An 18,984-nucleotide genomic window follows, 5' to 3' on the forward strand; every position below is an offset into this window, starting at 1 on the left:
ATTTTTTATGGGCAATCAAACGATAATTTTGACGACATGCCCCTGTGGAGGATATCTTGGAACGTTGGTTTGAGTTTATGGGTCATCACCCATTTTTATTTGGCACCATGTTTGTGCTAATTGTGCTATTTTTTATGCTTGAGAACAAACGCGGCGGCAAAAAAATCAATCCAAATGCAGTGGGCTTGATGGTCAACAACCAAAATGCTCAGCTGATTGATATCCGCCCACGAAAAGATTTTGAAAAAGGCTATATCAAAGGCAGCCGCAATATCCCGTTTACTGAGCTAAAAGATCACGTTGACGCACTTCGCAGTGCTGACCATCCTATTATCATCGTTTGTCAAATGGGTATGACGGCGGGTACTGCCGTGGCAATGATTGGTAACGACAACGTTTATCGTCTCGATGGTGGTATTACCAATTGGCAAGCCGCAGGTTTACCTTTAGTGGTAGAAAAAACCGTGCCCGGCAAAACCAAATAAGGTTGGCTGACTGTTCACAATTTGAAATTTAAATCGCCAAGCCCCATAACCATCAATAACGCTTTTATCTCATCGGTATCTGATAATAAGCTTTTAACCCATTTTAAAAAATCTAGAAATAAGGAGATTGTTATGGCTATGGTGAAAATTTATACCACACCGACTTGCCCCTACTGTATGCAAGCTAAAATGCTATTAAAAAACAAAGGCCAAGCATTTGAAGAAGTTAATATGTATGATGTGACCGCAGAAGAACGTCAGGCATTGGCGCAAAAAACCAATAACTACCGCACAGTACCGCAAATTTTTATTGGCGATAATTTTATCGGTGGTTATGACCAACTTGCCGGTCTTGAGCGTCAAGGCAAACTTGATGGTTTATTAGCGGATTAATCGTTCGCAGATTAAAAACCTTTACTAGAACTTTACTAGATAAATAACCCCCATTATAAATACAGTTGATAGTTTTCAAACAAAGTTAAAGCTGTCATATTGTTATAATCCACGTAAGAAAAGTTAATTGAGGACACTACCATGGCAGACGAACAAAACTTACCACAACTGGCGCTAGAACGTATCTATGTTAAAGATATGTCATTAGAAGTACCGGGTGCAGAGGTATTTACCCGTGAATGGCAACCAGAGCTTGATATCAACCTATCAAGTGCTGCTGAAAAATTGGATGATGACCATTACCAAGTAATATTAACCGTTAATGTGACTGCCAATAACGGTGGTGAAACCGCGTTCATCGCAGAAGTACACCAAGCGGGCATCTTTATGTTGCAAAATATCCCTGAAGAACAATTGGGCGCAATTTTAGGTGCGTATTGTCCAAACGTATTGTTCCCTTATGCCCGTGAAGTGGTCAGTGACATTGTGACCCGTGGTAGCTTCCCACAATTGTTGCTTGCGCCAGTCAATTTTGACCAAGCCTATCAACAAACGCTTGAGCAAAGTAACTAATTTTTTTAAAGTTAACTATTTTAAAGCTAACTCATTTTTAAGTGTCAAAAATTAAGAGCAGGCTAAGCCCTGCTCTTTTTTTATGTAAATTTAAGGTAAATCGTTAGGACTTGGTGCGTGATTCGGTGAGGCTTTGGCTAAAGGCGTGGGTGCTTTGGTGATAATCCTGAAGCGCTTGATAAAGTTGTGTCGCTCGTTCAAGGTGTGTGATAATCATGGGGTTTTCCAATCCCAACCAATTGGGCTCATATGGATTAAAGCATAAATGATTAAAACGACAAACCGTTTAATCAAATAAACGCTTAATCAAATAAACATAGGTAGCAAATGATGTTAAATCCAGCCGCGATGAGCGAAGTATCCCATCCGTGCCGTGTGGCGTGTGTCACAGGTGGCGCCAAACGAATTGGTCGGGCGCTTGTGCTGGCACTGCACCAAGCCAATTATAATATCATTGTCCATTACCATACCAGTGAATCAGAAGCCATGGAACTTGTTGATTACTGTAATGCCATTCGACCACAGTCAGCAAAAAGCGTGCAAGGGGATTTAGAGGATTTTGAAACGCTGCCACAATTGACTTGGCAAATAATCAACAGCTTTGGTCGATTGGATTGTCTGGTTCATAATGCCTCACGGTTTTACCCGACGCCCTTTGGTCAAATCTCTCAGCAAGACTGGCAAAATTTATTTTTGACCAATGCACAAACCCCGTTATTTATCAGCCAATATTTATACCCTTATCTAAAAAAATCGCAAGGCTGCATTATCAGCATTTTGGACATTCACGCCAATGGCAAGCCATTTGGGGGCTATACAGTCTATAACATGGCAAAAGCCGCGCACCAAATGATGGTGCAGTCGCTAGCAATCGAACTAGCGCCAGATATCCGCGTCAATGGTATCGCGCCGGGTATTAACATTTTACCCATAGAGGGCTCTGAGCAAGCGCTCACCGCCCAAACGATTGACAAAATCTGCCATGCCGTACCGTTAAAAAGAATTGGCACACCGCAAGATATCGCGCAAGTGGCGGTATTTTTGGCAGCTGCCCCATATATCACAGGGCAGATTATTGCAGTGGATGGCGGGCGTGGTTTGACCTTAGCGGGTAATGAAAGCAGGCAATAACAGCAGGCAGCCAGAGCAGGTAAAGTACCCAATTAACCGCAACGCAGCAAACTTTTGAAGTTTTAAATAACGCTTAATGCTGTTTTTTCAGTAATTCCATTAATTCTGCTGGAATGTCATCCTCATTGCTGGAACCATTTTGATTAGCACTATCATTGTTTTGGTCAAAGTCTTGTGAGGTGGGTAGCTCGGTCAAAGCCTCTTGGGGTTGTCTTTCGCCTAGGGTCACATTGACGCTGCTTTGCGCTTTATTACGCATCACTTGTAGATTGACCACACTGTTGGGTGCCTTACGTGCGACCATTTGAATCAGTGTATTGGCATCATCGACAGGTTTATTATCCATTGCGGTGATGATATCGCCTTTTTGCAAGCCCGCTTTGGCGGCAGGACCATCGGGCATCACGTTCATCACTTGAACGCCCTGGGTGTCATCACCTAGCTTGGTTGGGTCTTTCATCGAACTTTGTAATTCAATCCCAAGCCAGCCGCGGCGCACTTTACCATCTTTAATAATGCCATTCATCACAAGCTTGACAATCTCGGTAGGAATCGCAAATCCAATCCCCATTGAGCCGCCCGAGCGTGAAAAAATCGCGGTGTTGATACCAACCAGCTGACCATAAGCATCGACCAGCGCACCCCCTGAGTTACCGGGATTGATAGCGGCATCGGTTTGGATAAAATCTTCCACCGTGTTGATACCCAGTCCCGTGCGCCCTGTTGCCGAAATAATGCCTTGGGTGACGGTTTGACCGACCCCAAACGGGTTGCCAATTGCCAACACTACATCGCCCACTTGGGTCGACTGTTCACGAAATCCTAAGGGTTTCAGTCCTGTCAAATCAACCTTAATCACCGCCAAATCACTTTCCACATCGTTGCCGATGACTTTTGCCTTTGCCTTGCGACCATCATTGAGCATCACAATAATATTATCGGCTTTGGAAATCACATGCGAGTTGGTGACGATATAGCCATCTTGCGAAATGATAACCCCCGAGCCTAAATTGGTATTATCGCTTTCGCCATTGGGGATACCGTGATATTCAAAATAGCGGCGCATCATCGGGTCATTCATATAGGGATGCTCCTCGATTTTTTGCGTGGTATAGATATTGACGACTGACTGAGCAGCGACTGCGACAGCATTGTGATAAGATGCCACCGCAGCATTTGGATTGTCACCGAGTTTTTTGGTATCGACAGGCTCAGATTTCGGCGGCTGCCAACTGGGCTGACTGGCTACCACTGCTTGATTTTTTTGCCAAGGCAGCTCTGGCTTGGTCATCATCCACAAGCCCGCCAACAGCACTAGTAGTAACAAAATCCAAGGAAGGATTAGAGTAAATTTGTTAGGTTTACGATACGTAGGCGGCAAAACGGGCGGGGTTTCCAAAGGCTTGTCTGAACGGGGGTCTGTCATAGTCAACGTTTCTCAACGATAGGTCAGAAAATAGACGGGTTTGAGCGAAAAATACAGTTTAGTCTAACACTGATTATTTGGTGAGTTGAGCCGATTTTTTATTAGTTTTGTTTCAAAAGATATCTTTGATATTACTGGCCTGACTACTGGCTTTAATGACGGCTGGCTTCGATGAGTGCTGCATTATCATAAAAAACCGCAGTCATTATGGTGACTGCGGTTTTGAAAGCTATCGCTATATTAACGCTGTATTGGCATTTTTTAGACGTCTTTACGGCGCATATGCGGAAACAAAATCACATCACGAATACTCGGTGCATTGGTAAATAACATCACTAAACGGTCAATACCGATGCCCTCGCCTGCAGTCGGTGGTAAGCCATAGGACAATGCTTCGATAAACTCTGCATCATAATGCATCGCTTCATCATCGCCTGCGTCTTTCTCAGCCACTTGTTGTTTAAACCGCTCGGCTTGGTCGATTGGGTCATTGAGCTCGCTAAAGCCGTTGGCAATCTCGCGCCCGCCGATAAACAGTTCAAAACGGTCAGTAATTTCGCTATTGTCATCGTTACGGCGTGCTAGCGGTGAGGTTTCGGCAGGATATTCTGTGATGAAGGTTGGTTGACGCAGTTTGGTTTCTGCGGTTTCTTCAAAAATGATGGTTTGCAGTTTACCAATTCCAAAGATATCTTTAACGTCTTGTTTGAGTACATTTTTGGCATAATCCGCTAGATAATCACGGTCTGCAATTTTGCTCATGTCAAAATTATCCGCGTATTTTTCAATCGCTTTGGTCATTGGCAAGCGTTCAAATGGCGCTTTAAAACTAATTGCTTCACCTTGATAATCAATCTCCGTGGTACCTAAAATATCGTTTGCCAGTTTTTCAAACATATTTTCAGTCAGTTTCATCAAATCTTCATAATCGGCATAGGCTTGATAAAACTCAATCATGGTAAATTCTGGGTTGTGACGCGCCGATACCCCTTCGTTACGAAAATTGCGGTTAATCTCAAACACACGCTCAAAACCACCGACGACTAGACGTTTTAAGTACAGCTCTGGCGCAATGCGTAAAAAAAGCGGCATATCAAGCGCATTGTGATGGGTGACAAATGGACGAGCCACCGCACCGCCTGGAATGACGTGCATCATCGGGGTTTCGACTTCCATGTAACGCTCATTTAGCATATACTCACGAATACCAGCAATGACTTTACTACGGATAATAAAGGCGTTACGGCTGTCTTCATTGGTCATCAGGTCAAGATGACGGCTACGATAGCGAGCCTCCGTATCGCTTAACCCATGGAATTTGTCTGGTAGTGGGCGTAATGATTTGGTCAATAACTGAACTTCAGTGGCATGCACAGATAATTCACCGGTGTTGGTACGAAATACATAACCTGTCACGCCAATAATGTCACCGATATCCCATGTTTTAAAGTCATTATAAATCTCTTCGCCCAAGTCGTTTTTGCTGACGTAGGCTTGGATACGCCCTGTCATGTCGGCAATGGTCACAAAGCTGGCTTTACCCATCACGCGTTTGAGCATGATACGACCGGCGACAGTCACCATGACTTTATCGCTGTTTGCCAATGCTTCTTTGTCTTTATCGGCAAATTGCTGCTGCAAATCTTGGGCATATTCTTTGCGTTTGAATTGGTTTGGGTAAGGATTTTTGCCTGCTTGTTTGATTAAATCAAGTTTGCTGTGACGTTGTTTGATAAGTTCGTTGACGTCTTGGCTGTCTTCCACATGCGCTTCGGTTGCTGCATTTTCAGTTTGGTTTTGCTGTGACATGATGTTTTCCCACAATTTTAGTTACGCTATCAAAAGTTAAAATTTTTATGCCAAATGGTAAAAATAAAGTTTTATCCTATTAATCCAACAGTTACCCGTTATTCTTCCCCGCTCACCGATGCCATCAAATCGGCTTGGTATTCACGCAGTAAGCTATCGAGCAATTCGTCCAAATCGCCTTGCATAATAGCATCGAGTTTATACAGCGTTAAATTGATACGGTGGTCGGTCATACGCCCTTGGGGAAAATTATAAGTGCGAATGCGCTCCGAGCGATCACCACTACCGACCAAATTGCGACGCATATCACTTGACGCATCAATTTGTTTTTGTACTTTTTCTTGCTGAATTTTGGATACCAGCATTTTCATGGCTTTGTCACGGTTGGCGTGTTGGCTACGCTCTTGCTGACACTCGACCACCGTGCCTGTTGGGATATGGGTAATACGCACCGCAGAGTCGGTTTTATTGATATGCTGACCACCTGCCCCACTGGCGCGATAAGTATCGATACGCAAGTCGGCAGGGTTGATGTCCACGGTATCATCAATTTCAACCTCTGGCATCACCGCGACTGTGCACGCCGAAGTATGCACCCGTCCTTGGCTTTCAGTCTCTGGCACACGTTGCACCCGGTGTGCGCCCGACTCAAATTTTAAACGACCGTATACACCCGTGCCCGATACGCGGCTGATGATTTCTTTATAGCCGCCATGCTCACCTTCGTTCTCGGACAATACTTCCACTGTCCAACCTTGGGTTGCCGCATAACGCTCATACATACGAAACAAATCCCCGCTAAAAATCGCCGCTTCATCGCCGCCCGTCCCTGCTCGAATCTCTAAGAAGGCAGGCACTTTATCATTCGGGTCTTTAGGCAGCATCATCACATTGAGCACGTCTTCAAGCTCATTGATGGTGTCTTTGGCGGCTTGGATTTCTTCTTGCGCCATTTCTTTCATGTCGCCATCACCCGTTGCATCCGACAGCATTTCTTCAGCGGTTGCCAAATCTTCTTCCGCTTGGCGGTATTTGCCCCAGACATCGACCAATGCGGATAAATCACTGTGCTCAACCGATAATTCACGGAATTTTTTGTTGTCATTCATGGTTTCTGGCTCAGACAGCATGGCGGTGACTTCTTCGAAACGGTCAGACATTTGGTCAAGGCGAAAACGTAAAGATTCTTTCATAATGATAGCTTAAAAATAATGGCTTAAAAGTTTTGGCTTAATTTAGGGCTTAAAAATAAAAATGGCAAAATAATCGGATATTTTGCCACATTTTGGGGGGATTTGCATGGGTTTCGTGAGAGGCAATAAAAAGCTTAGACTTTTTTGACCAACACACCCCCAATTGAGTAACCTGCGCCAAACGAGCAAATCACACCCAAATCACCCGATTGCATATTTTCTTGGTGTTTATGAAACACAATCATGGGACTGGCTGAGCTGGTATTGGCATATTCTGCTAGCACCATAGGCGCAATCGATTTATCCGCATCTTTGCCCAACACGGTGCGTAAAATCAAATCAATCATGTTGGCATTGGCTTGGTGCAGCCACATTTTTTTGAGCTGTTGTGGCTCAACGTGGTTTTTATGGAGCAGTTCAAGGATTAAATTGGACACGGCAGGGCACACTTCACGAAATACTTTGCGACCTTCTTGCAAGAACAATTTGTCAGTCACAGGTGCGTCGATATCAGGATACATCGGTGTGCCAGCGGCTAAGAATTCACTGCGATCCAAAAAGCCGTATTCATTTTTAATATTGGTCGAAAACTGGGTAAACAAATGACTATCTAAAATTTCATAGCCTTTGGGTGTGGCTGTTTTTTCGTCAATCTCTTCGATAATTGTCGCCGTTGCCACATCCCCAAAGATAAAGTGGCTGTCACGGTTGCGCCAGTTAAGGTGCGCTGAGGTAATTTCGATATTGACCATGGCGACACGTTTGGCGGTGCCAGATTTGATCAGACCGACCGCTTGGGCGATACCAAAGGTTGCTGCGCTACAGGCGACGTTCATATCAAAGCCAAAACCGCCTTGCATGCCAATATATTGTTGGATTTCAATGGCGATGGCAGGATACACGCGTTGGAAGTTTGAACAAGCAACAATAATACCGTCTAAGTCTTTACCTTGTAGACCTGCATTGTCCAGTGCTTGTTTGAGCGCATCTAGACCCATTTCTGCCATGATAGACATCTCTTCGCCAAGCTTGCGATAAGGAATCACAGGCGCCATGATATCTGGGTTTAAAATTCCGTCTTTTTCCATCACATAGCGGGATTTGATACCTGAGGCTTTTTCGATAAATTCAGCCGTCGAGTGCACAAGTGCCGTCTTCTCACCACGGGCGATGGCATCGGCATTTTTGGCATTATAGTTATCAACATATTGGTTAAAAGTAGCGACCAACTCTTCGTTACTGATGCTATAAGGCGGGGTATATAATCCTGTGGCAGTGATACAAATACTCATATTAGGATTCCTTTTCTAAACGTAAAACGGGAGGGTAATCATCTAGCTGTTGTCATCAATAATAATACCGCGATGCATGCCATCGGGGATGGTATTGAACAGATAGATGATTGAAAATAGGGGTGTGGCTTATTATGCCTTGAAAATAGCGATAATGCGATAACTATGTTACAAATTATTTCATAGCCTTAAAAATGCAGAAAACAAAGACGAGGGTTTTTTGCAACCATACACTCCATACTGCTGTTCCCCTGCTACTTTCTCAGTCAATCGGTGCCGCGATAAATTACCACTTGGTTAAACTGCTTGGCTTCATCCATATCGGGCAAGGTGGTTGTGTTATCCAACGTCGTTACCTTGTGGTAGCGCGGGTGAGCAAAGTTTTTGACGCGGCTATCAGCCACCCAAACATCATGCGCGTATTGTAAGAACACATCTAATAACGGCAAGTTGGCTTTGTCATACAGCACATCCGCGACCAACAGCACATCGACTTTATCCATGCCCAATTGCTGTTTTAACTCAAATAAATTATCTAGCAGTTCAACCGTTATCCCATTTAATTGCGCATTAGCTCGGCAACTAGTCAGGCTCACGCTATCAATATCACAGCAAATGACCCGTTTTGCACCCGCCATTTTTGCGGCAATACCGACAATCCCCGACCCTGCGCCAAAATCCATCACCACTTTATTGCGCACCATCTGTGGCTGCTGCAAAATATACTGCGCCAATACTTGCCCGGACGCCCATGCAAACACCCAATATGGACAATTATTCCACAGATTTTCTATCACCGCTGGCGTCAAATCTTCATGACAAAAATCTGGATCAATAAGCCATAAATAAAAAGGTTGATTCGGCTTAGATAATAATGGCACGTATGTCTTGGCAAGATTAGCGCTAGGCAACACTTGCTGCAATGCGGTAATCAGTCGATGAAAAACGGTTGATGCGTCAGAAGCATTTGATAGCATTGAATTTTTATAGGGGGAATTTTTATAAGCGGAAGTTTCAGCATTAGTCACGTAGAGATTTCCAGTCATGGTGAAAAAATGAATACAAAAAAAATGTACAAAAAAAGGAAGCTTTAAACACTTCCTTTTTTAATTTAAACCCATTATTTTGCTGCTGCTTTTTCTGCCGCTTCTACCGTTTGACGGATGAGTGTATTGATGGTCATTGGACCTACGCCACCTGGCACTGGGGTATAGCTTGAGGCAATATCTTCGATACCTGTCAGCTCAATATCACCCACGCCACCGCTGGTACCATCCGCATGGGTGCGCGGATGAAATCCTGCATCGACCACCACGGCGCCCGATTTAATCCAATCTTTTTTGATAAGTTCTGGTTTGCCGACAGCACCCACCACGATATCTGCTTGTTTGACCAATTCTGCCAAATTCTGGGTACGTGAGTGGCAAATGGTCACGGTACAGTTGGCGTTTAATAGCATCATCGCCATCGGTTTACCCAAAATCGCGCTACGACCCACGACCACTGCATGCTTGCCAGCAAGCTCAACACCGTTTTTTTCTAATAAATACATAATGCCTTGCGGGGTGCAAGAACCATACGCAGGCTCGCCCATCGCCATATTGCCAAAGCCCAAACAAGTCACGCCATCCACATCTTTTGCCAGTGAAATGGCATCAAAACAGGCTCGCTCATCAATTTGGCTGGGCACAGGGTGTTGTAGCAAAATCCCATGCACATCTGGATTGTTGTTAAGCTCGGCAATTTTTGCCAATAGTTGCTCGGTGGTGGTGGCTTGTGGCATTGCAACTTTTAAGGAATCCATTCCAACACGTTGACAGGCATTGCCTTTCATTTTGACATAAGTTGCAGAAGCAGGGTCATCACCCACCAAAATCGTTGCCAAAATCGGCGTGCGTCCAGAGTCTTGTTTTAACTTGGCAACCCGCTCGGCAAGTTCAGCTTCCATTTGTTTGGCATACGCTTTGCCATCTAACACTGTCGCAGTCATGGTGGTTCCTCAATCAATAACGAATCGGTCAACAAAAAGTTGGTTAGCAAAAAATTTGCGTTATTTTAACCGATTTTGCGGTGTGATAACATCCATTGAAAATGTTTAACCGCTAATTTAGCGCTCTAATACCCTTCACAATCCTTCATTACATTGCTCAAATGGCTAAAAAAGTCCTTGCACTTTTAAAAATTTTTGCTATCATAGCAAACCTAAATGAAATGGCTGGGTAGCACAGTGGCCATGCATCGGATTGCAAATCCGCGGACGCCGGTTCGATTCCGGCCTCAGCCTCCATTTTCATTTTGCGGTACTATTGTTTTATTATTATGGGTGTTTTGTTATTATGAGTCAGCAATAAACGCGAAAAAATATCGTAAAAAATTGCTTGCAAAGTTAACAAAACTGATTATAATAGCACCCACTTCTGACACAGACACCACACGACGCCAAGCGTCAGTCCTGTGACTACCCTGCCCGGGTGGTGAAATTGGTAGACACAAGGGATTTAAAATCCCTCGCTCTTACGAGCGTGCCGGTTCAAGTCCGGCCCCGGGCACCATTGATTAAGCCTAAACTTTTACGTTTAGGCTTTTTTGTTGCCGGTTATTTTTTAACTTTTACTTTTTGTCTTTCAAATAATGGGTAGCCGCCTAAGTTAACGGCACCACTCTCATCACTTCTTCAAACGTGGTAATACCTTCAGCAATCTTTTTCGCGCCTGCCAGTCTTAACGGCTGCAATCCATCTTGATAGGCTTTTTGCGCGATTTGCGACAAGTCAGCGCCTTCGCTAATCAATTTTTTAAGCGTATTACTGAGCACCATGATTTCATACAATCCCACTCGCCCAAGATACCCGGTATTACGGCAATGTTCACAGCCAACGGCATGATTGATGCTATCTGGGGCTGCGGCTTTCCAAGGACTGACTAACGCCTGCCAAGTCTGCTGCTCAATGTCATTCATGGGTTTATTGGATTTACAATGCGGGCAAAGGGTACGCACCAAACGCTGTGCCATGATGCCCAAGATGGTCGCTGAGGTTAAAAACGGCGCCACGCCCAAATCATGCAGCCTTGTTAACGAACTGGGTGCATCATTGGTATGTAAAGTCGATAACACCAAGTGCCCAGTCAGCGAGGCTTGTACCGCCATTTCTGCGGTTTCGGTATCGCGAATCTCGCCAATCATGATAATATCGGGGTCTTGACGCATCAATGAGCGAATACCATCAGCAAAGGTCAAATCAATATTGTTTTGAATTTGCATTTGGTTAAACGACGGCTCCACCATTTCAATCGGGTCTTCAATGGTACAGACATTGACTTCTTCTGTCGCCAGTTTTTTGAGGGTACTGTACAGCGTCGTGGTTTTACCCGAGCCTGTCGGACCTGTAACCAAAATAATGCCATTGGCTTTCCGGGTCATGTCATCCCATTTTTGTAAATCTCGCCCTGTCAGTCCCAATTGCTCAAAAGAGCGCACCAGTACTTCTGGGTCAAATACCCGCATCACCAACTTTTCGCCAAACGCAGTGGGGAGCGTCGATAACCGCAGCTCGGTTTCTTGACCTTTGGGAGTACGGGTTTTGAGCCGTCCGTCTTGCGGTTTACGTTTTTCAGCGACATTGAGTCTTGCTAAAATTTTTATCCGAGCCACTACCGCGGTCATAATCCCAGTCGGCATTTGATAAACGGTATGCAAAATACCATCGATACGAAATCGCACGTTGCTTTTATCTCGGCGCGGCTCTAAGTGAATATCACTGGCACGCTGGTCAAAAGCGTACTGTAATAACCAATCGACAATTTTGACGATGTGTTGGTCATTGGCATCGGGATTTTCAATATTGGCGGCATTGCCCAGTTGTAATAACGCTTCGACATTGGTGATATCGGCATCCGCGCGTTTTTGCTGATGGTTTGCCCCCGCAATGGCTTTGGTGACTTGATAAAATTCTTGGCGATAGCGGTTGATTTGCTCAGGACTTATTAATACGGTTTTGATTTTTTTGGGCGACACGATATGCGCAATATTGAGCTGCCAATCTTGATAAAATGGTTGGTCAGTGCCAATTTCCACCGTATCTTGGGTGACGGCGACTGGCAAAATGTGCTGCGAGCGCGCATATTCAAATGACATAATTGATGTCACTGAGGGCACATCGGTTTTCAGCGGGTCAATACGTACATAATCAACGCCTGCTTTTTGTGCCAACCAGCGATTGAGCTGGTCAAGACTGAGCGCGATGTGCGTGGTTTTATCGACTAGATGAAAGCCTGCAATCACTTGCAGGGGATGCAAGGTTTTGCGGTTATGGGTCATCACCAAATTATAATCACGTTGGTCAATGACGCCATCTTTTAGCAGTTCATTAAGACACCAACGGGTATCAATTATCATTGAAAAAGCATGGGATAGCATAGGTTTTCCAAAACGATTGCGCCAATAGAATAGCAATTAGGGTCAATCGGGTTAAAGGATTAAAATTATCATAAAAATGAGTGAAATATAAGGCCGACTACTGGTATAGTCCTTTGCCATCAGATCGGTGCAACCGCAAAAAATACAGCCCAGATAAAATCGTCATGATACCCAAAATGATAAAACTGTATGAAAATGCGGTTTGCGTCTGTGCCAGTGAGGCGCGAGCGGGCGTCAGTAAATGTAACAGCATCGCCCCAAAGCCAATCCCAAAACTAATCGCCAACTGTTGGTTGACCGACAATAAACTATTGCCACTGCTGGTTTGACTTGGGCGAAGCCGTGCGATACTGATGGTGTTCATCGTGCTAAATTGTAGCGAATTACACGCCCCCATAAAAGTCAAAAATGGCACACTTAACCAAATCGGCGTGGTTTGATTGAGTTGTGATAGCAGCATGATATTAACCCCAATCAACAAGGTGTTGCCCGCCAATGTTCTACGATAACCAAATCGCTTCACAATACGCGTGACTAGCGGCTTGGTCAACAGTGCGCCCACCGCAATCGGTGCCAACATCCAGCCCGCTTGTGACGGCGAATAGCCCTGCACCACTTGCAGCAGTAGCGGCAGTAGAAAAGGAATCGCACTCATCCCCAAACGGGTCAGCAAATTGCCCACTATACCCACCCGAAAGGTACGCACTTGAAACAAATCCAAGCCAAATAGCGGTTGTTGTCCATTACGCGATTCTGAGTATTTGGCGTGATAATAATAGCCAATAAGCAGCATAAACGCCAATAAAGCAACCATCACGGGAAAAACCGCTGAAGCCAGACTATCGGCATGAATGTTATTGGCAAACTCGAGCGCAAAAGTAAAGCTTGCCATCGCGCCACCAAACAGCAAGAACCCAAGCAAATCCATGCTGGGATTGCGCTGTAGATAGTTGGGCATCAGTTTCCACCCTGCCCACATCCCCAATGCCCCCATGGGAATATTAATCAAAAAAATCCAATGCCAGCTTGCAAGCTCCACCAAATACCCCCCGACCAAAGGCCCAATCACGGGCGCAATCATCGCAGGCATTACCGCATAATTCATCACCGACAGCATACGTTCTCGCGGATAGCTTTTAATCAGGGTTAACTTGCCCACAGGCATCAGCATCGCACCGCCCAATCCTTGCACCACGCGAGAAAAAATTAGGCTATTGAGCGTTGGTGACACCGCACACATCATCGAGCCTGCGGTAAACACGCCAATCGCCACCATAAAGGTGGTCTTAGTGCCATATTTATCAGCAATAAAACCACTAATCGGGGTAAAAATTGCCAAAGTGAGCGCATAGCTAATCACTGTCCACTGCATTGATAACGCAGGCTGATTCAAATCATGCGCCATCGCAGGCAAAGCGGTATTGAGCACCGTTGAGTCTAAAATTTGCATAAACAAGGCGATTGCCACCACGATTGGCAAATATTTGGTTTGCGCGGGGGTCAAGGGCGCTATAGCAAATACGTCATGCTGTGGCTTTTTGTCTTCGGTAATGATGGAATTTGGCATGGTTAACTTTTAACAATTGCTAAAGGGGCTGTAGTGAAGTGCATGTAATCAAGTCGCTATATAAGTGCTTGTAATAAAATCACTAGGGTTAAATGACTATGGCAAATTGGCTATAACCAAGCAAACTTACGTAACAACGTGGTTCACGATAATTGTTAACTTTCTAATGTTTTGACACCAAACCCGCTAGTTTTCACTGCTGTGAGCAATTAGGGCAGTCACATACTGATTTTGTGGTTGGCTGAAGATATTGTCTGTCGTATCATACGCTTGTGTTTCGCCATTTTTCAATACCAGTATCGTTTGACACAATGCCTTAACCACCTGCAAATCATGGCTGATAAAAATATAGCTTAAACCAAATTTTGCTTGAATATCTCGCAATAACTCGACCATTGCCACTTGGGTGCTGCTATCAAGCGCCGATGTGGGCTCATCGAGTAAAAAGATTTTGGGCTTCATCACCAATGCCCGCGCGAGTGCCACCCGCTGACGCTGACCGCCTGAAAGCTCATGCGGATAACGACTGACAAAATCTCGTGGCAATCGCACCGTGTCTAAGGCCGCTAATACGGCTTTTTCACGCTCCGTTTTTGCCATACCTTGAATAGTTAGCCCTTCTTCAATTATCTCAAACACACTAAACCGTGGATTGATACTGGCATACGGGTCTTGAAATACCATTTGAATATCCGAGCGATACGGCAAAAAGGCTTTATTCGACAACGCTAAAACGTCCGTCATGTGAGCATTGGCTGACAGCAAAATCTGACCTTGCACTTTGGCAGCATTCGCCAATAATTTGATCAGTGCCAAAGCCGTGGTGGTTTTGCCAGAACCCGACTCGCCCACTATACCTAAGGATTGACCTTGTGCAAGGGTCAAGTTTAACCCTTTGACCGCCTCAAACCATTGGGTGGTTTGACCCAATATATTGTTTTTTTGGGGGAAAGCGATGGTTAACGCTTTAACTTCTAAAACGCTGGGTAAATTGTCAATAATTGGCAAACTTTGTCCAAAATCTTGATAAATCAATGAGCGAGTGTAACTCTGCTGCGGATTATCAAAAATAGCTTGGGTCGCCCCCTGCTCCATGACCTTGCCTTGCTGCATGACGATAAGATTGTCGCTGTAGCGTTTGACAAGGTTTAAATCATGGCTAATCAAAATCATCGCCATGCCCCGCTCATTTTTTAGCCGATGCAATAACCCCAAAATCTCATGGCGTAAAGTCACATCTAGGGCAGTGGTTGGCTCGTCTGCGATAATAATGTCAGGGTCTTGCGCCAGTGCCATCGCTATCATGATACGCTGTCGTTGTCCACCCGAGAGCTCGTATGGATAGCGCGCAAGTTTGCTTTCAGGGTCGGCAATATTGACTTGGGAAAGCAGCTCTAGGGTACGCTGTCGCCAGTGTTTTTTTGCCACGTTAGCCACACTTAACGATTCGGCGATTTGTTTGCCTACCGTGTGCAAGGGGTTTAAGGCTGTCATCGGTTCTTGAAAAATCATGCCGATGCGTTTGCCACGGATTTGGCGGAAGATATTTTCGTTTTGCTTTCTGCTTTTGGAATAAGTGTTTAGGCTATCGTCTTCAATGGGTAAAATGATTGGTTTGGGGTTTTGCGTATCACTAACATTATCGCTAACATCAGTTAAAGTGGCTTGCCCTGTGATGCTTAGGCTATTTGGCAGCAGTCCGAGTAAAGCGAGGCTTGATATGGATTTTCCCGAGCCAGATTCGCCCACAATGGCAAGCGTTTCGCCTATGTGAAGGGTGTAAGATAGGTTATCGACCAGCGTTTGGGTGGCGGATTTGATGGTTAGGTTTTTGACTTTGAGTAACTCACTCATTTATCATTTCCTTGAATGGTTAAACTTTTATCCGTATGCACGAGCGTCCCCGCCACAAAACCTAAACTCATATTTTTATCCTTTTAACTATTTATTAAAATGTGTATAATATCAAAGAATCATACACAAAGGCGAAATGATATGCGAACCAACATCATAATAGATGACAATCTAATGCAACAGACCCTACAAGCCACAGGCATTAAAACTAAAAAAGAAGCCGTCGAACAAGGGCTAAAGCTACTCTTGCAAAAAAGCCAACAACAAAAAATCCGTGACTTACGGGGCAAACTGCACTGGGAAGGCGACTTAGCCGAGATGCGTAAAACAGGTGTTGAAGCGTGAACTTGCCTATCATCGCTGATACTAGCGTTTGGATAGACTATTTTAACGGTCATTCAACACCTCACACCGATTTTTTGGACACGCAACTTGAGGCAAGTAATGTAGCGATTTTTGATGTGATTTTGATGGAAATCTTGCAAGGTTTTCGCCTTGATACAGACTACAATCAAGCCAAAAATGCCCTTGATAGTTTATTATGTTACGATATTTTAAACCAACAAAATGCGATTAAGTACGCTGATTATTACCGCCAATTACGCAAGCAAGGCATTACCATTCGTAAAGCCAATGATGTGATGATTGCTAGTTTTTGCGTTGAACATCAATTACCCCTGTTATTTTGCGATAGGGATTTTATTCCGTTTACTCAGCATTTTGGGTTGATTGCTGCATTGAATTTTAGTTAATTCAAGACTGCCGTGGGTCAAACGCATCTCGCAGCGCTTCCCCAATAAAAATCAGTAGCGACAACACAATCGTCAAACTAAAAAACCCGGCAAGCGCCAGCCACGGTGAATCCAAATTATCTTTTCCCTGTGAGATTAGCTCCCCCAAAGACGGCGACCCTGCAGGCAAGCCATAGCCCAAATAATCGAGCGTGGTGAGTGCCGTGATATTTGCCGTCAAAATAAACGGCAACTGCGACAGACTCGACGACATCGCATTGGGCAAAATATGGCGAAACATAATCTTGCCATCTGACACCCCCATCGCTTTTGCTGACCGCACATAATCAAAATTTCTCGCTCGCAAAAACTCGGCACGCACCAGACCAACGAGCCCCATCCAACCAAAGAGCAGCATCAGCCCAAACAACACAAACACGCTTGGGCTAAACAGACTGACCAAAATAATAATCATAAACAGCTGTGGTAGACCACCCCACACTTCCATCAGCCGCTGACCCACCAAATCCGTCCAACCGCCAAAATACCCTTGCACCGCCCCTACGGCAATACCAATGATTGACCCTGCCACCGTCAACGCCAACCCAAATAATAGCGAGACACGCAAGCCATACAATACCCTTGCCAGCACATCTCGACCTTGATCATCGGTACCGAGCCAGTTCTCGCTATTTGGCGGCGCAGGAAACGGCACATCACGACTCACACTTGGCGTTTGGTCGGCAAACGGTATGATAGGCTCAATCATATAGCCATGCTGGTTGATTAGGTCTTTAACCACAGGGTCTTGGTAGTTGGTTTCGGTTTCGAACACACCGCCAAAGGTGGTTTCGGGGTAAGACTTGACGATGGGAAAATACCAGTGATTTTGGTAATTAACCAGTATCGGCTTGTCATTGGCGATAAGGTTTGCCCCCATACAGGCAAGGAAAATTAGGCTAAACATGATGAGCGAAAAAAATCCCAATCGATTACGCCGAAAGCGGTGAATGCGCGCTTGCCAAACAGGATGTTTTATCAGCATTAGCGACCCTCAAAATCAATACGGGGATCAATGAGATGATAAGTCACATCACTTATCAACTGTAAAATCAGCCCCATCAAGGTAAAAATAAACAACGTGCCAAAAATCACCGGATAATCGCGTTGCCCAATCGCTTCAAACCCCAGTCGTCCCAAACCATCCAAATTAAAAATCACTTCAATCAAAAAATTGCCGGTAAAAAATATTCCCACAATTGCCGATGGCAAGCCTGCAATAATAATCATCATCGCATTGCGAAATACATGACCGTATAGCACTTTTTTTTCGCTTAACCCTTTACTGCGCGCAGTCAACACATATTGTTTGTTCAATTCTTCCATAAAACTAAACTTGGTCAAATACGCGAGTCCCGCAAACCCGCCAATCGTGCTTGCCGTAATGGGTAATGCCAAATGCCAAAAATAATCTTTGATTTTGCCAAACGTGGACAGCTTATCAAAATTCTCACTCACCAAGCCTTGTAGCGGAAAAATCTGCCAATAACTCCCCCCTGCCAACATCACCAGTAACACCACCGCCAGCACAAATACAGGCACGGCATAACTCACCGCAAGCAGCAATGCGGTGGTTTTATCCATCAGTGAATTATGGCGTTTGGCTTTGGCAATCCCTAGCGGCACAGCGATTAAATAAATCAGTAGCGTACTCCAAAGCCCTAGCGAAATCGACACGGGCATTTTATCCAAAATCAGCTGCGACACGGGTTTGCCTTTAAAAAACGAGGTACCAAAATCGCCCTTGGCATAGCTTGTCAGCATGAGCCAAAATCGCTCGGGCGCGGATTTATCAAAGCCGTATTGTTTTTTGATAGCCTCGACCATGTCTGGCGATAAACCGCGACTGCCTTGATAAGTGGTCGTTGACAGTTGGGTTTGGGTGGCGCCCTGTTTTTGTTCTGCTTCAATTTGGGATATTTTTTGCTCGACAGGACCGCCAGGGGCAGATTGGACAATGGCAAAATTGGTGAGTAGAATTAAAAACAAGGTGGGGATGATTAACAACAGCCGTTTAAGAATATATTTGCCCATAGTTATCCCTCATTATTAGC

Annotated in this window: 17 protein-coding genes and 2 tRNA genes; 8 read left to right on the plus strand and 11 right to left on the minus strand. The window is 44.8% G+C overall.

Annotation, left to right across the window (positions count from 1 at the left end; translation table 11 throughout):
* The first annotated feature begins 56 nt into the window (after positions 1–56).
* The 4 genes from RTS09_RS03995 (at position 57) to RTS09_RS04010 (ending at position 2,582) form a co-directional block, all read left to right on the plus strand.
* Positions 57–485, plus strand: a complete 429-nt coding sequence (locus RTS09_RS03995; RefSeq protein WP_076774070.1) for a rhodanese-like domain-containing protein — start codon at positions 57–59, stop codon at positions 483–485.
* Positions 486–617: 132 nt separating this feature from the next.
* Entirely contained in the window at positions 618–878 is a 261-nt protein-coding gene (gene grxC / locus RTS09_RS04000) for a glutaredoxin 3 (RefSeq protein ID WP_065264204.1), read from the plus strand.
* Between the two features lie 141 nt (positions 879–1,019).
* Positions 1,020–1,451 (plus strand): protein-export chaperone SecB, encoded by a 432-nt coding sequence (secB, locus tag RTS09_RS04005; RefSeq protein WP_312534522.1) that lies wholly within the window; start codon positions 1,020–1,022, stop codon positions 1,449–1,451.
* Between the two features lie 327 nt (positions 1,452–1,778).
* A complete protein-coding gene (locus RTS09_RS04010; RefSeq protein WP_312534527.1) occupies positions 1,779–2,582 on the plus strand; it encodes a pteridine reductase in 804 nt (267 codons plus the stop codon).
* A gap of 73 nt (positions 2,583–2,655) precedes the next feature.
* On the opposite strand, the gene RTS09_RS04015 is transcribed toward RTS09_RS04010, so the two are convergent.
* From RTS09_RS04015 to folD, 6 genes are all read right to left on the minus strand, one after another.
* Positions 2,656–4,008 carry a S1C family serine protease gene (locus RTS09_RS04015; protein ID WP_312534530.1) on the minus strand — a complete coding sequence of 451 codons (1,353 nt, stop codon included), beginning with the start codon at positions 4,006–4,008 and terminating at the stop codon, positions 2,656–2,658.
* 261 nt (positions 4,009–4,269) lie between these two features.
* Complete coding sequence (gene lysS / locus RTS09_RS04020) at positions 4,270–5,817, minus strand: lysine--tRNA ligase (protein WP_312534532.1); 1,548 nt, start codon at positions 5,815–5,817, stop codon at positions 4,270–4,272.
* Positions 5,818–5,915: 98 nt separating this feature from the next.
* The gene (gene prfA / locus RTS09_RS04025; RefSeq protein ID WP_312534534.1) at positions 5,916–7,010 is read right to left on the minus strand and encodes a peptide chain release factor 1; all 1,095 of its coding nucleotides are present in this window, start codon (positions 7,008–7,010) and stop codon (positions 5,916–5,918) included.
* A gap of 134 nt (positions 7,011–7,144) precedes the next feature.
* Complete coding sequence (locus RTS09_RS04030; protein WP_312534536.1) at positions 7,145–8,302, minus strand: beta-ketoacyl-ACP synthase III; 1,158 nt, start codon at positions 8,300–8,302, stop codon at positions 7,145–7,147.
* Between the two features lie 266 nt (positions 8,303–8,568).
* Positions 8,569–9,279: a class I SAM-dependent methyltransferase gene (locus tag RTS09_RS04035; RefSeq protein WP_312534718.1), complete on the minus strand. Its 711-nt coding sequence runs from the start codon at positions 9,277–9,279 to the stop codon at positions 8,569–8,571.
* A 143-nt stretch (positions 9,280–9,422) separates the two neighbouring features.
* The gene (gene folD / locus RTS09_RS04040) at positions 9,423–10,292 is read right to left on the minus strand and encodes a bifunctional methylenetetrahydrofolate dehydrogenase/methenyltetrahydrofolate cyclohydrolase FolD (RefSeq protein WP_312534539.1); all 870 of its coding nucleotides are present in this window, start codon (positions 10,290–10,292) and stop codon (positions 9,423–9,425) included.
* A 223-nt stretch (positions 10,293–10,515) separates the two neighbouring features.
* Here folD and RTS09_RS04045 point away from each other — a divergent pair.
* Both RTS09_RS04045 and RTS09_RS04050 read left to right on the plus strand, forming a co-directional pair.
* A tRNA-Cys gene (locus RTS09_RS04045) sits at positions 10,516–10,589 on the plus strand.
* A gap of 178 nt (positions 10,590–10,767) precedes the next feature.
* Positions 10,768–10,854, plus strand: a tRNA-Leu gene (locus RTS09_RS04050).
* 91 nt (positions 10,855–10,945) lie between these two features.
* Here RTS09_RS04050 and tfpB read toward each other — a convergent pair.
* From tfpB to RTS09_RS04065, 3 genes are all read right to left on the minus strand, one after another.
* Positions 10,946–12,718, minus strand: a complete 1,773-nt coding sequence (tfpB, locus tag RTS09_RS04055) for a type IV pilus assembly ATPase TfpB (RefSeq protein ID WP_312534542.1) — start codon at positions 12,716–12,718, stop codon at positions 10,946–10,948.
* Positions 12,719–12,815: 97 nt separating this feature from the next.
* A complete protein-coding gene (locus tag RTS09_RS04060; protein WP_312534545.1) occupies positions 12,816–14,285 on the minus strand; it encodes a DHA2 family efflux MFS transporter permease subunit in 1,470 nt (489 codons plus the stop codon).
* A 186-nt stretch (positions 14,286–14,471) separates the two neighbouring features.
* Positions 14,472–16,139 carry an ATP-binding cassette domain-containing protein gene (locus tag RTS09_RS04065; protein ID WP_312534547.1) on the minus strand — a complete coding sequence of 556 codons (1,668 nt, stop codon included), beginning with the start codon at positions 16,137–16,139 and terminating at the stop codon, positions 14,472–14,474.
* A 141-nt stretch (positions 16,140–16,280) separates the two neighbouring features.
* Between RTS09_RS04065 and RTS09_RS04070 the strand changes: the two genes are divergently transcribed.
* Both RTS09_RS04070 and vapC read left to right on the plus strand, forming a co-directional pair.
* On the plus strand, positions 16,281–16,484 hold the full coding sequence (locus RTS09_RS04070) for a type II toxin-antitoxin system VapB family antitoxin (protein ID WP_040403039.1): 204 nt from the start codon (positions 16,281–16,283) through the stop codon (positions 16,482–16,484).
* The gene (vapC, locus tag RTS09_RS04075) at positions 16,481–16,891 is read left to right on the plus strand and encodes a type II toxin-antitoxin system VapC family toxin (protein WP_007114941.1); all 411 of its coding nucleotides are present in this window, start codon (positions 16,481–16,483) and stop codon (positions 16,889–16,891) included. Before RTS09_RS04070 ends, vapC begins: the two co-directional genes overlap by 4 nt.
* A gap of 1 nt (position 16,892) precedes the next feature.
* On the opposite strand, the gene RTS09_RS04080 is transcribed toward vapC, so the two are convergent.
* Together RTS09_RS04080 and yejB are read right to left on the minus strand one after the other, a co-directional pair.
* Positions 16,893–17,915 (minus strand): ABC transporter permease, encoded by a 1,023-nt coding sequence (locus RTS09_RS04080; RefSeq protein ID WP_312534550.1) that lies wholly within the window; start codon positions 17,913–17,915, stop codon positions 16,893–16,895.
* Positions 17,915–18,964, minus strand: coding sequence for a microcin C ABC transporter permease YejB (gene yejB, locus RTS09_RS04085; RefSeq protein ID WP_050325060.1), 1,050 nt, complete (start codon positions 18,962–18,964; stop codon positions 17,915–17,917). The genes RTS09_RS04080 and yejB overlap by 1 nt, the downstream gene beginning before the upstream one ends.
* Positions 18,965–18,984: the final 20 nt, after the last annotated feature.

The organism is Moraxella sp. CTOTU47618, from assembly GCF_032017425.1.
Classification (GTDB): Bacteria; Pseudomonadota; Gammaproteobacteria; order Pseudomonadales; family Moraxellaceae; genus Faucicola; species Faucicola tetraodonis.

Coding starts and splice junctions, on each gene's coding strand:
- RTS09_RS04030 (WP_312534536.1), bottom strand. CDS start 8,302: ATGAGTATTTGTATCACTGCCACAGGATTATATACCCCGCCTTATAGC.
- RTS09_RS04070 (WP_040403039.1), top strand. CDS start 16,281: ATGCGAACCAACATCATAATAGATGACAATCTAATGCAACAGACCCTA.
- lysS (WP_312534532.1), bottom strand. CDS start 5,817: ATGTCACAGCAAAACCAAACTGAAAATGCAGCAACCGAAGCGCATGTG.
- RTS09_RS04065 (WP_312534547.1), bottom strand. CDS start 16,139: ATGAGTGAGTTACTCAAAGTCAAAAACCTAACCATCAAATCCGCCACC.
- folD (WP_312534539.1), bottom strand. CDS start 10,292: ATGACTGCGACAGTGTTAGATGGCAAAGCGTATGCCAAACAAATGGAA.
- RTS09_RS04010 (WP_312534527.1), top strand. CDS start 1,779: ATGATGTTAAATCCAGCCGCGATGAGCGAAGTATCCCATCCGTGCCGT.
- prfA (WP_312534534.1), bottom strand. CDS start 7,010: ATGAAAGAATCTTTACGTTTTCGCCTTGACCAAATGTCTGACCGTTTC.
- yejB (WP_050325060.1), bottom strand. CDS start 18,964: ATGGGCAAATATATTCTTAAACGGCTGTTGTTAATCATCCCCACCTTG.
- RTS09_RS04035 (WP_312534718.1), bottom strand. CDS start 9,279: ATGCTATCAAATGCTTCTGACGCATCAACCGTTTTTCATCGACTGATT.
- RTS09_RS04015 (WP_312534530.1), bottom strand. CDS start 4,008: ATGACAGACCCCCGTTCAGACAAGCCTTTGGAAACCCCGCCCGTTTTG.
- RTS09_RS04080 (WP_312534550.1), bottom strand. CDS start 17,915: ATGCTGATAAAACATCCTGTTTGGCAAGCGCGCATTCACCGCTTTCGG.
- tfpB (WP_312534542.1), bottom strand. CDS start 12,718: ATGCTATCCCATGCTTTTTCAATGATAATTGATACCCGTTGGTGTCTT.
- secB (WP_312534522.1), top strand. CDS start 1,020: ATGGCAGACGAACAAAACTTACCACAACTGGCGCTAGAACGTATCTAT.
- grxC (WP_065264204.1), top strand. CDS start 618: ATGGCTATGGTGAAAATTTATACCACACCGACTTGCCCCTACTGTATG.
- RTS09_RS04060 (WP_312534545.1), bottom strand. CDS start 14,285: ATGCCAAATTCCATCATTACCGAAGACAAAAAGCCACAGCATGACGTA.